The sequence below is a fragment of the Pantoea sp. EKM101V genome (genome assembly GCF_011800325.1).
Classification (GTDB): Bacteria; Pseudomonadota; Gammaproteobacteria; order Enterobacterales; family Enterobacteriaceae; genus Pantoea; species Pantoea anthophila.
In genome coordinates this window covers 204,666-217,453 of record NZ_JAALFP010000001.1, presented here as the reverse complement: position 1 = coordinate 217,453, position 12,788 = coordinate 204,666, and the positions used below count along the sequence as shown (strand labels likewise).

Sequence of the window (12,788 nt, the reverse complement as noted above, 5' to 3'; positions counted from 1 at the left end):
AATAAAAACGCCGGACATGCCGGCGTTCAACCTCAATTCTTATCCGGATTCAGCGGGTGCCGGATTTCACCTCATCGCGCAGCTCACGCCGCAGGATCTTGCCAACGTTGGTCTTGGGGAGCTCATCACGAAACTCAATGATTTTGGGCACCTTGTAGCCAGTCAGCTGACGGCGACAGTGATCGAGCACCTCCTCCTTCGTCAGCGACGCCTCTTTTTTCACGATGCAGACTTTGACCGCCTCACCGGAGAGATCGCTGGGAACCCCGATGGCCGCGGCTTCACGCACTTTCGGGTGCTGCATCAGCACATCTTCGATTTCATTCGGATAGACATTAAAGCCTGACACCAGAATCATATCTTTTTTACGGTCGACGATGCGAATAAAGCCTTCCTGATCAACGGTAACAATATCACCGCTGTGGAGCCAGCCATTTTTCAGGACTTCCGCCGTCGCTTCCGGATGCTGCCAGTAACCCAGCATCACCTGCGGGCCGCTGATGCAGAGCTCACCCGGCTCGCCCGGTGCCACTTCATTTCCCGCTTCATCCAGGATCAGCACATCGGTCGAGGGCACCGGCAGGCCGATGCTGCCGGTATGACAGCTGATGTCGTAGGGATTGACCGAAACCAGCGGCGAACACTCCGTCAGGCCGTAGCCCTCCAGCAGATAGTGCCCGGTCAGCTTTTCCCAGCGTTCAGCCACGACTTTCTGCACCGCCATCCCGCCGCCTGCGGAAAGCCGCAGCGTGGAGAAATCGAGTTTCGTAAACTGCTCATCGTTCAGCAGCGCATTAAACAGCGTGTTGACCCCGGTGATGGCGGTAAACGGAAACCTGCTCAGCTCTTTAACGAAGCCAGGAATATCGCGCGGATTGGTGATCAGCAGGTTCTGACCGCCCAGCTCAAGAAAAAGCAGCCCGTTCACCGTTAATGCAAAGATGTGATAGAGCGGCAGCGCGGTGACGACGCACTCTTTGCCGTCACGCAGCAGTTTGCCGTAGGTCGCTTTCGTCTGCTCGAGATTCGCCTGCATGTTGCGATGCGTCAGCATCGCCCCTTTAGCCACCCCGGTGGTGCCGCCGGTATATTGCAGGAAGGCGAGATCGTCATTCGACACGGTCGGACGGCGATAATTGAGCGTCGCCCCCACGTCCAGAACCTGACGGAATGAGATAGCGCCCGGCAGATGGTATTTCGGCACCAGCTTTTTGACATACTTGACGACGAAATTCACCAGCGTCGCTTTAATGGGGGCGAGCTGGTCACCCATCCGGGTCAGGATGACATGACGGACCGCGGTTTCCCCCACCACCTTTTCCAGCGTGTGCGCGAAGTTGGAGACGATGACAATGGCGCTGGCGCCGCTGTCGTTAAGCTGATGCTTCAGCTCTCGCGGCGTGTAGAGCGGATTGACATTGACCACCACCATTCCCGCGCGCAGCACGCCAAACAGGGCCACCGGATACTGGAGCAGGTTAGGCATCATTAACGCCACCCGGTCACCCGCTTTCAGGCCCAGTTCATGCTGGAGATAGGCGGCAAAGGCGCGGCTCTTCTCCTCCAGCTGGCGATAACTCATTTTCTGACCCATGTTCAGGAACGCGGGTTGATCAGCGTAGCGTTTTGCGGCCTGCTCAAACAGATCCACCAGAGAGGTATAACGATCTGCACTTATTTCGGCAGGCACATCTGCCGGGTAGCGTTTCAGCCAAACCTTATTCAAGGATCCACCCCGATAATTATGTTGTATTTCCATCGCCGCCTCAGCCAATCTGGTTTGTTAACAATATTTTAACTGATTGTACCAGTTTGCCTGTTTCGGCATGTTGAGGTTGCGAAGTCCATCACTAAATTTCGTGCTGTGAAAACAGACAAATAAAAAGCCCGGCAGCGAGCACCGCGACCGGGCTGAATAGCAGGTCTTAATGTTACTCGGTCAGTATGGTCTGCACCTCGGTCGGGCCACTGTTAACCATGCCCCAGTAGGGATTGGGTCCCCAGTGTCCCCCGCGATGGCGGGTCGGACCGTACCAGATCCAGGGGTCCATCGGCTGTGGCGGTGCGGTCACCTGCTGGGCGAGACGCCAGCGCTGATAACCACGCACATCGATGACGGCAAATTTGTAATCTGCCTCGCCGATTTTGCCCTGCTCCGTGCCTTTCAGCGTGCCCAGCACCGTGACGTACTGATTTCTGACATCCACCGGATCAACAAAACCGTGGATGTCAGCATAGATCCGGCCGACTGACGCCGCGCCCAGACGCGGTCTGGCGCTCTCATCCAGCGGCTGTGCCGCAATCTCCAGACGGGTTTTGCCGTTCAGGTTGGTGACGTTCACCACCTTACCGCCAAAGCGCGACTCCTGGCCGACATAGATAGCAGGATCATTCATCACCCGCAGCAGATCCTGCTGAGGCTGAGGGGAACTGCCCTGCAGCGTGTCAGGAATAGAGACACAACCCGTTAACACCAGCACACAGGTCAGCAGCAGACCTGAAAGCCCTTTACCACACATTGACGACATAGACGCTCTCCCGTTAGGTAAAGTCTTAGACTGGACGCATAACAATAAGTTGCGTGCGACTTAGCGGCCAGGTAACTTTTTCCAGGCAACTTCATTGCGCAGGTAGGTCGGCTCCGCCGTTTCCGGCAGCAGGGTATCCCCGTCCGCCAGCGCCAGCGTTGCCAGCGGCAGCATATCCTGTGCGGCAGGCAGGGTCACCTCACTGGCGGTCAGCATCAGTGCGTGCCCCTGCTGCAATGCCGGGAAGGCTTCCCAGCCGGTGCCGGCGGTCATCCACTCACCGGTAAGCGCCTGCATTCTGGCCACCGCTGCCTCGGGCGTCAGCACGCTTTCGCTGGCTTCACCCTGCCAGCGCCCCTGCTCATCCCGCTGATACTCTGCCCAGTAGACTTCACCCATTCGCGCATCAATGGCGGTCAGTACGCGGCGGGCACCGTGCAGACGCCACGCCCCTTCCGCCATCGTCGCCAGCGTCGAGACCGCGATCATCGGCAGGGCTGCGCCCAGTGCCAGGCCCTGCGCAATACCAATACCGATACGGACGCCGGTAAAGCTGCCGGGGCCGCGCCCAAAGGCCAGCGCGTCCAGATCGGTCAGTTCCAGCTGACCGGCGAGCAGGAGCTCTTCGACCAGCGGCAAAATACGCTGGGTGTGATCGCGCGGGGCGATTTCGAATCGGGCATCGATCTGTTGCTGATTCAGCAAGGCGGCTGAACAGGCTTCTGTCGCCGTATCCAGCGCTAAAATTCGGGCTGACATGACTACCTCAGAAGAAAGAAAACGGCGCGCATCTTAGCACAGAATTATGCGTCTGGTTCGGGTTGCTGGCGGATAAAGGCGATGGCGCGACGGATGTCCCGGGTGCGCGGCGTCGGCGGCAGACTGTTCAGGAACAGCGCACCGTAAGGGCGTGACACCAGCCGTTGATCGCATATCACCAGCACGCCGCGATCGTCGGTGTCACGGATTAACCGTCCCACGCCCTGCTTCAGGGTGATCACCGCATCCGGCAACTGCACATCCGCAAAGGGATCGCCGCCGCGAATCCGGCAATCTTCCATCCGGGCTTTCAGCAGCGGATCTTCCGGTGAGGTGAAAGGCAGTTTGTCGATGATCACCAGCGACAGGGCATCCCCGCGCACATCCACCCCTTCCCAGAAACTGCTGGTCGCGACCAGCAGCGCATTCCCCTTCTCAATAAACTGCTGCAGCAACTGGCCTTTGCTGGTTTCACCCTGCACCAGCACCGGCAGCGTCATGGAGGCGCGAAATTCGGCCGCCAGCTCACGCATCATCAGGTGTGAAGTACAGAGGAAGAAGCAGCGACCTTTGTTGGCATCAATCAGCGGCTTCATCATCGCGGCCAGCTGGCGGGCCCCCCCCGGACGGTTTGGCTCCGGCAGATTGCGCGGCACGCAGAGCAGCGCCTGCTTCGCAAAGTCGAATGGGCTGTTGAGGATCAGGCTTTTTGCCGCATTGACACCCAGCCGTTCTGAGAAGTGCGCCATCTTCTCATCCACTGCCAGGGTGGCTGAGGTAAAGATCCACGCGGCTTTACGGTTATCCATCACTTCACGAAAACGCTCCGCGACGGAGAGCGGCGTCAGCGCCAGGATAAAGTGACGTGAGGTACATTCATACCAGTAGCTGTAGCCTGGCTCGTTGATGGCCCGCAGCCGTTTCAGCCGGGTACGATAGAGCGCGGCGCGCTCAAAAGCGGCATCCAGCAGGGCTGAACGTCCCAGAGAGAGCTTGATGACGTCGTAACAGAGTTCGAGTGCATCATCCAGCAGCGTAAACATCCGCAGAATGGCGTTGTCGCTCAGCAGCTCACGCAGATTCCCGCGATAGCCGGGATCGCCCAGTGACAGGCGAAAGTCCTGCGCGCACTGCGCCAGACGGTCAGCGGATTTCTGCAGCTGCTGGGCATCGCGCACCTCGGTGCGGTAGGCGATGATGATATCTTTGGCGAGGTCGAGCAACTGACGGCTGGAGAGCTGCTGGCCAAAATACTGGCTGGCGATGTCGGGCAGCTGATGGGCTTCGTCGAAGATCATCACATCCGCTTCAGGGATCAGTTCCCCAAAACCGCCCTCTTTAACCACCAGGTCGGCGAGAAAAAGATGGTGGTTCACCACCACCACATCCGCGTCCATGGCGCGCTTTCGCGCCTTCACCACAAAGCACTCTTTGTAACGCGGGCAGTCGGTGCCCAGGCAGTTATCGTTGGTACTGGTGACCAGCGGCCAGACCGGGCTGTCTTCGGTCACGCCCGCGCAGCTGCTGATGTCGCCATCTTCGGTCTGTGATGACCAGCTGCGCAGCGTCACCAGATCGGTGAGCGCCTGCGCGGTGAGATCGCCACCCGCCATCGACTGCTGTTCCATGCGTTCCAGACAGAGGTAGTTAGAGCGGCCTTTCAGCAGTGCGGTTTTGCCTTTGAACTTCAGCGCCCTGACCATGGTAGGCAGATCGCGCCCATAGAGCTGATCCTGCAGCGCTTTGGATCCGGTCGAGACAATCACTTTTTTATTGGCCCGTAAGGCGGGTGCCAGGTAAGCGTATGTTTTACCGGTACCGGTACCGGCTTCGACGACCAGTTCACCCTGCTCTTTTACGGCTTCAGAGACCGCCTGCGCCATCTCGCGTTGTGCTTCCCGCGGCTTAAAACCCGGGATACCCAGCGCCAGCGCGCCATCCACTGCAAAATCGTCTGCCACATACCCTCACTAAGAACGGCAAAAACACTGTAATTATGTCAGTATTGCACAGACAAAGCAAAACGGAGGCTTATCAATAAGTTATGCAGGAATGGTCAGTTCTCCGACAGCGTGCGTGTTCTCCTGAACGTGCTGTTAGTGCTTCCCCTGCGGCATAAAGTCACATCCACTGAACGTTTAATTCGCGTGTCCGTGAATGCGGGGAAGGAACGGAGAGAAAATAACCCAGTAACAACTGAAGAGAGGCGGGTTTCATTAACGTTGTGCGTGCGCAGGATTATTTAAGCAGGGATTGAACGCTATTTTCATCGCACATGAATCTGCTGCGGAAATAAAGAACCGCAAAACGGCGCACAGGCGGTTTTGCGGTGTTAGCAGAGGGGGCGACCGGTGTCAGACATCCCTTACGGTCGGATCGTCCTCCTCATCCTCTTCTTCATCTTCCGGGTAGATCTCAGCATCATCTGGCAATGGCTCATCGTAATCTGGACGTTCAGACATAATTACCTCCGGTGATAAATAGCAGCACTGCTATTTGATCTGAGCATAGTTAACCGGCGCCGGAGGCCGCTGAGTTTCCTTGTGAACTGTGAGCCAGGCGTAAGATCGTTGTAACAGATTGAAAACGATCGCGAGGTGACGCCGCGCTGTGCTAGTGCCGGATATAAAACGCGCCCGCCAGCATGGCAACAAACAGCAGGGCAAAGGTAATAAAACCCTGCTTACTGCCTTTAGAGAGACCGACAAAGGCCGATATCACAATAAACAGCAGCGTCAGTGCGCCCGCCATCACCCAAAACAGATACTGCGTATTCGCCATGTGCTCATCCTCATCCTGTGGCGCGATATTTCGCTGATTTATACCATTTTTACGCCTGGCCTGTCCTGCATTCCCGCGCCTCGCCAGCCGGCTGCTGCCGCATTCCGTCCCCGCCTGTCCGCTAAAGCCTGTGACGCAGTCAGCAAATACAGAGGATAACAGCAGGAAATAACCGCCCGAATTATAATGATTAAATCGGCTTACCGTTGGGATGTGGTACCCGTAAGCTGACGTGCTGAGACTGGCTTAACGATGTCTTCAGGCTGCGTTAAGCAGATGGCCTTAACCCGACTGCCTGACTCAGGCGGAGGATTGCTATGAATACTTTCCGCATCGGCTCTCTGACTGGCGTGCTGCTGCTCTGCAGCTGTCAGGCCCCCACCCCCGATCAGGCGCGTCTGCAGGAACCCCTCTTTCAGGGCCAGAGCACCCGCACCGTTCCTCAACTCAGCGACTGCATTTATCGCGGCTGGTCCACGACCAGCGTGGTTGCCCGCGATGACACGACCCATACCCGGCCCAGCGGCAGTGCGATCAGCGTCTTTACCTGGGAGGATTCCATCTTTGCGGATGTCTCGCCTCACGGGCGAGGGGCAGAGGTCAAATATTTTACCACCTTCCGGATGGCACCTCAGGTGATGGCAGACAGGCAGGCGATTGTTAAGCGCTGCCTGTGAGGGGTGACAGCGATGCGGGGAATATGGCAGGCTACCTCCCACTTTATTCAGGGAGAAGCCGATGAGTATTACCCGTATTGACCCGGAACACCGTATGTCCGAAGCCGTGATTCACAATGACACGATCTACTACACCAGCGTACCGGAAAACCTGGACGCCGACGCCGAAGCGCAGACGGCCAATGCGCTGGCGGTGATTGATGCGATGCTGACGCGTCTCGGCAGTGACAAGAGCAAAATTCTCGATGCCACGCTGTTTCTGGTGGATAAGGCTGATTTCCCTGCCATGAACCGCGCCTGGGACGCCTGGGTCTCTCCCGGTAATGCACCGGTGCGCTGTACGGTTCAGGCCGGGCTGTTAAATCCAAAGTACAAAATTGAGATAAAAATTATCGCTGCACGTTAAGCAGAGCGGGCGTTATTCTTCTTCGTTTTCGTCATCTTCGTCGTCGAAGAGCGCCCGGATCTGTTCGCCCGAGTGAGTCTGCCGGATCTCCTGCGCCACCTGGGCGATAGCCTGACCACTCGATAAACCCCCTGCCATCAATTCCTGAATACGCTCGACGGCCTGCTGCTGCTGCTCATGAGAGAGCGCCGGTAATCCTGTAAACATGTTCTGCTCCTGTGTTGGGTCAGACAGTATCCCACGCGGAACTAACAGGTGCCAGTCAGGAAAAAATATGTCAGTCTGACCGCCTCTTTGCTTGCTGATTTTTCTGCCCGATGATTGTTGAAACCCTCACGCTTGATTATACCCCGGATGCGCTGACCCGGCGTTTTGCCCCCATTGCCCATCTGCCCTGGGCGATGCTGCTCTCCTCCGCCCAGGCCAGCCACAGCGATAACCGCTTTGATATTCTGACAGCCAATCCCCGCGCCACCCTGGTGACCCGCGGGGCGATCACCTCGATCAGCGATCGCAGCGGCACCCGTGAATCGGCCGCCGACCCTCTGCTGCTGGTGCAGCAGCAGTGCGATGCGCTGGGCGTGACGCCTGCCGCCAGTGAGACGCTGCCGTTTCAGGGCGGCGCGCTGGGTCTGTTTGGCTACGACCTGGGCCGCCGGTTTGAAACGCTGCCCGCCAGGGCCGAGGCCGACCTCATCACGCCCGATATGGCCGTAGGGATCTATGACTGGGCGCTGATTGCCGATCACCATCAGCAGACCCTGACCCTGGTGGCGCTGGAGGCGGCGCAGGCGCGGCTCGCCTGGCTGACACAGTGGCCCGCGCGTGAGGCGCTGCCCTTTTCACTGACCAGCGGCTGGCGTTCTAATCTGAGCTACGCCGACTATGCCGCCCGCTTCGCGGCGGTTCAGGACTATATCCAGGCCGGTGACTGCTACCAGGTTAATCTGGCACAGCGTTTCCAGGCGGCTTATCAGGGAGATGAGTGGCAGGCGTTCTGTCAGCTGAATGACGCTAACCGTGCGCCGTTCAGCGCTTTTCTTCGCCTGCCGGAGAGTGCCATCCTCAGCCTGTCGCCGGAGCGTTTCCTCTCGCTGAATAACCGGCAGATCGAAACCCGCCCGATTAAGGGAACCCGGCCACGCTGCGCGGACCCGATAGCGGATGCCCAGCAGGCGGAGGCGCTGCGCCATGCGGAGAAAGATCGGGCCGAGAACCTGATGATCGTCGACTTACTGCGTAATGACATTGGCCGCGTGGCGCAGCCCGGCTCCGTTACCGTGCCGGCACTGTTTGAGGTGGAACCCTTCCCCGCCGTGCATCATCTGGTGAGTACGGTTCGTGCGCGACTGCCCGACCCTCTTCAGGCCACCGACCTGCTGCGGGCCTGTTTTCCGGGAGGCTCGATTACCGGCGCGCCCAAGATCCGGGCCATGGAGATCATCGATGAGCTGGAGCCCCAGCGGCGCAACGCCTGGTGCGGCAGCATTGGCTATCTCAGCCTCTGTGGGCGGATGGATAGCAGCATCACCATTCGCACCCTGATTGCCGAGGGCCAGCAGCTCTACTGTGCTGCCGGTGGCGGCCTGGTGGCAGACAGCGATCCGCACGCGGAATATCAGGAGACGCTGGATAAAGTGAGCCGGATCTTACCGGCACTGGAACAATCGGGAGGTTCAGTTGGCTCTGACGCTTGAGACTTTTCGCTGCCGCTTTCTGTTGCAGCAGCCGGCGCGCACGACGCAGCGCCTCTCTGGCCGGCACGCGGCAGTCCTCGTGCCCATCGTGGCGCGGCCTGAGCCGGGCCTGTTGCTGACACAGCGCTCGCACGCCCTGCGCAAACATGCCGGACAGGTCGCCTTTCCCGGCGGAATGCAGGATGACGACGACGCCTCGCTGATCGCCACAGCACTCCGCGAGGCCCATGAAGAAGTGGGCATCGAACCGCAGCAGGTCGAGATACTGGGTTCGCTGCCTGCGGTGACCAGCAGTACCGGTTTTCAGGTGACGCCGGTGCTGGGGATCATTCCGGCCAGTCTGCGTTTAACCCTCAACCCGGATGAGGTGCACAGCGCCTTTGAGATGCCGCTGGCTGAGGCGTTACAGCTTAGCCGCTACAGTTCGCTGGAGGTTCACCGGGCCGGTGTCCGGCACCCGGTCTGGCTGTCACGCTATCAGGATTACCTGGTGTGGGGGATGACCGCCGGAATAATCCGCGCACTGAGCACGCAGATCGCCTTCTGACCCCCTTTTCCCGCACGAACCTCATGGAAGCCCGTCAACTCCCTGCCGGGCCCCGCTATAATATTTTCTATCGGTTTTGATAAGTTTATTTCATGCGAAAAGCTGCTCTTTTCCGGTGCATGACCATTACTATTAGCGCCATAAACTGCCCCGGCAGAGTGAGAATAATTGTGAGGAGTGTCACCTGTGATTAGTGTTTTCGACATGTTCAAAGTGGGCATCGGCCCCTCGAGTTCGCATACTGTCGGCCCGATGAAAGCGGGTAAACAGTTTGTGGACTTGCTGTGCGAACAGGGAAAGCTGCAGGAGGTCACCCGAATCGCTGTGGATGTCTACGGTTCCCTGTCGCTGACCGGCAAGGGTCACCACACCGACATCGCAATCATTATGGGTCTGGCGGGCGAATCGCCGGACACCGTCGATATTGATGCGATCCCCGCCTTTATCAAAGACGTCGAGCAGCGTGAGCGACTGCTGGTGGCGAAAGGTGCACACGAAGTCGACTTCCCGCGCGAAGGCGGCATGGTATTTCGCAGTGAGAATCTCTCGCTGCATGAAAATGGCCTGCGCCTGCTGGCTTTTGCCGGCGACCTGCTGATCCTGTCAAAAACCTACTATTCCGTGGGTGGCGGGTTCATTGTTGATGAAGAGCATTTCGGCCAGTCGGCGCTGGATGAGGTCTCGGTTCCGTGGCCGTTCCACTCTGCCAAAGATCTGCTGGCGCACTGCCGTGAAACCGGCCTGTCACTCTCCGGCCTGGTGATGAAAAATGAGCTGGCGCTGCACAGCCGCGACGAGATCCATGCCTACTTCGCCACGATCTGGCAGACGATGCAGGCCTGTATCGATCGCGGTCTGAACACCGAGGGCGTCCTGCCCGGTCCTCTGCGTGTGCCACGCCGCGCCGCGTCGCTGCGTCGCCTGCTCACCTCCTCAACCAAACACTCCAGCGACCCGATGATTGTGATCGACTGGATCAATATGTTTGCGCTGGCCGTCAATGAAGAGAACGCGGCGGGCGGCCGGGTGGTGACCGCCCCGACGAACGGTGCCTGCGGTATCGTGCCTGCGGTGCTCGCCTACTACGATCACTTTATCGAACCCGTAACGCCCGATATCTTCCTGCGTTACTTCCTCGCCTCGGGGGCGATTGGCGTGCTCTATAAGATGAACGCCTCCATCTCGGGCGCAGAAGTGGGTTGCCAGGGTGAAGTCGGCGTTGCCTGCTCCATGGCGGCGGCCGGGCTGGCAGAGCTGCTGGGCGGCAGCCCGGAGCAGGTCTGCGTGGCGGCTGAGATCGGCATGGAGCATAACCTGGGTCTGACCTGTGACCCGGTCGCCGGACAGGTGCAGGTGCCCTGCATTGAGCGTAATGCTATCGCCTCTGTCAAAGCGATTAACGCCGCGCGTATGGCCCTGCGCCGCACCAGTGAGCCGCGCGTCTCTCTGGATAAGGTTATCGAGACGATGTATGAAACCGGCAAAGACATGAATGCCAAGTATCGTGAAACCTCCCGCGGCGGTCTGGCCATTAAAGTACAGTGTGATTAAGCGAAACGTTTAAACGTTCAAATAACGTGCAAACGTAATCAAATCCGCATCCTGCGCTATCTCAGCGCAGGTTTACACGGTAGAGTATTTTCCGCGCAGCCGTCCGGCCTGCGCAGCTATCCAGACCCGCTTTTCTGCATTCCGGCCTCAATTTTAATGGGGCCGTGCCGATATTAACCCCGATATTTTTTGCTTTTTTCTGGCTTTAGGGAAGGTGGATACTGATGTATATGGCCCAGCAATTTGTTGGACAATTCAGACGAAAGCGTTTGCTTATTGCACTGTCAATCGCCACCGTAGTGCTGATACTCACGCTGGCCTTTCGCTATATCGAAGAGAAGTCACGTATTGAGCAGCAGGCAATGGATTTTGCCGACAAAGCGATTATGCGCTTTGACCGGATGTTCTCGCCGCTGGAGGTATCCGCTAATAACACGCTGGGTCTGGTCGGCGTCCCCTGTCAGGACGTTCGCTTTCCGCTGATTGAAAAAATCTCTTCCCTGCAGACCGTCCGGGCAATTCTGCTGGTGGATAACGACAGCATCTACTGCTCCAGTATTTACGGGCCTCGCGCCATCCCCTTCAGCCAGACCTACCCCGATTTAGCTTTTAATAACCAGCGTATGACCCTGTCCACCGACCAATACCTGCTGAAAGGCTCGCCGGTTCTGCTGCTGTGGACCCCCAGAAGCCTCGATAACCGCGCCGGGATCCTGCAGGTAATTAACATCGAGATGATGAGCAACTATGTGCTCGAACCGCAGCTGCCCTGGGTGGAACGTGCCGTGTTCAACGTTAACGGCCAGAGTCTGGAGTATGGTAATCCCCTTATTGAGCCGACCGTACCCTCGGAAGATGAGGTGAGCTATGAGCAGGGCTCGCTGCGTTACCCCTTTACTCTGACGCTCTATGGCCCCTCACCGACCCGACTGGCCCTGGCAACCCTGCCCTCACAACTGCCGCTGGCGCTGCTGCTCAGTCTGCTGATGGGCTACATTGTCTGGCTGGCGACCGCAAACCGGATGAGCCTGAGCTGGCAAATCAGTTATGGCATCACGGCTAATGAGTTTATGGTCTACTGTCAGCCGTTGATCAACAGCAGCAGCGGCGAGTGCGACGGCATCGAGCTGCTGCTGCGCTGGCATAACCCCCGCCAGGGCTGGATTGCACCGGATGTGTTCATCCCGCTGGCCGAACGTCAGAACCTGATTAAGCCGCTGACCCGCTTTGTGCTGAATGAGGTGGTCAGGCAGTTACCCCAGCTACCGGATGACCGCAACTTCCATATCGCTATCAACGTCGCTGCCAGCCATTTCCGGGACCGCGCCATCCTGCAGGATCTGCAGAACCTCTGGTGGCCTGCCAATCCGGTGCCAAAACTGGTGGTCGAGCTGACCGAGCGGGATGCCCTGCCGGTGGTCGATCAGTCGGTGATTGCGCAACTGCACGAGATCGGCGTGCGGCTGGCGATTGACGACTTCGGCACCGGTCACAGCTCACTCTCCTATCTGAAGGATTTGCAGCCTGACGTGCTGAAGATCGATAAGATATTTACGGCGGCCATCGGCACGGACGCGATCAACGCGACGGTGACAGATATGGTGATTTCCCTGGCGCAGCGCCTGAACATCAGCCTGGTGGCCGAGGGAGTAGAAACGGCTGAGCAGGCCGCCTACCTGTGCGAACGCGGGGTAGATCATCTGCAGGGCTACTATTTCGCCCGCCCGATGCCGCTGGAGGACTTCCCGGCCTGGCTGACGCAGCACCGGCTGGAGGTGCGGCAGCCCTCATAACCGGACGCGTCGGAAGCGATGTGTCCTGGCGCTTTGCCGCCACCGATAA

The 12,788-nt window shown here is 58.4% G+C and carries 12 protein-coding genes; 6 read left to right on the top strand and 6 right to left on the bottom strand.

Annotated features, from left to right (window positions below):
• Positions 1-49 precede the first annotated feature (49 nt).
• From fadD to HFD92_RS01100, 5 genes are all read right to left on the bottom strand, one after another.
• Positions 50-1,726, bottom strand: coding sequence for a long-chain-fatty-acid--CoA ligase FadD (fadD, locus tag HFD92_RS01120; protein WP_140028620.1), 1,677 nt, complete (start codon positions 1,724-1,726; stop codon positions 50-52).
• Between the two features lie 205 nt (positions 1,727-1,931).
• Positions 1,932-2,528 carry a Slp family lipoprotein gene (locus tag HFD92_RS01115; protein ID WP_167428134.1) on the bottom strand — a complete coding sequence of 199 codons (597 nt, stop codon included), beginning with the start codon at positions 2,526-2,528 and terminating at the stop codon, positions 1,932-1,934.
• A 60-nt stretch (positions 2,529-2,588) separates the two neighbouring features.
• Positions 2,589-3,287, bottom strand: coding sequence for a tRNA (adenosine(37)-N6)-threonylcarbamoyltransferase complex dimerization subunit type 1 TsaB (tsaB, locus tag HFD92_RS01110; protein ID WP_167428133.1), 699 nt, complete (start codon positions 3,285-3,287; stop codon positions 2,589-2,591).
• Positions 3,288-3,331: 44 nt separating this feature from the next.
• Positions 3,332-5,248, bottom strand: coding sequence for an ATP-dependent DNA helicase (locus tag HFD92_RS01105; RefSeq protein ID WP_140028622.1), 1,917 nt, complete (start codon positions 5,246-5,248; stop codon positions 3,332-3,334).
• Positions 5,249-5,900: 652 nt separating this feature from the next.
• Positions 5,901-6,068, bottom strand: a complete 168-nt coding sequence (locus HFD92_RS01100; RefSeq protein WP_167428132.1) for a hypothetical protein — start codon at positions 6,066-6,068, stop codon at positions 5,901-5,903.
• A 317-nt stretch (positions 6,069-6,385) separates the two neighbouring features.
• Here HFD92_RS01100 and HFD92_RS01095 point away from each other — a divergent pair, with 317 nt between their 5' ends.
• The gene (locus HFD92_RS01095; RefSeq protein ID WP_167428131.1) at positions 6,386-6,745 is read left to right on the top strand and encodes a hypothetical protein; all 360 of its coding nucleotides are present in this window, start codon (positions 6,386-6,388) and stop codon (positions 6,743-6,745) included.
• A 61-nt stretch (positions 6,746-6,806) separates the two neighbouring features.
• A complete protein-coding gene (locus HFD92_RS01090; RefSeq protein ID WP_009089831.1) occupies positions 6,807-7,151 on the top strand; it encodes a RidA family protein in 345 nt (114 codons plus the stop codon).
• A gap of 12 nt (positions 7,152-7,163) precedes the next feature.
• Here HFD92_RS01090 and HFD92_RS01085 read toward each other — a convergent pair whose 3' ends face one another.
• Positions 7,164-7,358, bottom strand: coding sequence for a YoaH family protein (locus HFD92_RS01085; RefSeq protein WP_009089830.1), 195 nt, complete (start codon positions 7,356-7,358; stop codon positions 7,164-7,166).
• Between the two features lie 110 nt (positions 7,359-7,468).
• Here HFD92_RS01085 and pabB point away from each other — a divergent pair, with 110 nt between their 5' ends.
• The 4 genes from pabB (at position 7,469) to HFD92_RS01065 (ending at position 12,739) form a co-directional block, all read left to right on the top strand.
• Positions 7,469-8,848 carry an aminodeoxychorismate synthase component 1 gene (gene pabB, locus HFD92_RS01080; protein ID WP_046101947.1) on the top strand — a complete coding sequence of 460 codons (1,380 nt, stop codon included), beginning with the start codon at positions 7,469-7,471 and terminating at the stop codon, positions 8,846-8,848.
• Positions 8,832-9,395, top strand: a complete 564-nt coding sequence (locus HFD92_RS01075) for a CoA pyrophosphatase (RefSeq protein ID WP_140028624.1) — start codon at positions 8,832-8,834, stop codon at positions 9,393-9,395. Before pabB ends, HFD92_RS01075 begins: the two co-directional genes overlap by 17 nt.
• A gap of 186 nt (positions 9,396-9,581) precedes the next feature.
• The gene (locus tag HFD92_RS01070) at positions 9,582-10,946 is read left to right on the top strand and encodes an L-serine ammonia-lyase (protein ID WP_046101949.1); all 1,365 of its coding nucleotides are present in this window, start codon (positions 9,582-9,584) and stop codon (positions 10,944-10,946) included.
• A gap of 224 nt (positions 10,947-11,170) precedes the next feature.
• Positions 11,171-12,739, top strand: coding sequence for an EAL domain-containing protein (locus HFD92_RS01065; RefSeq protein WP_167428130.1), 1,569 nt, complete (start codon positions 11,171-11,173; stop codon positions 12,737-12,739).
• Positions 12,740-12,788 lie beyond the last annotated feature (49 nt).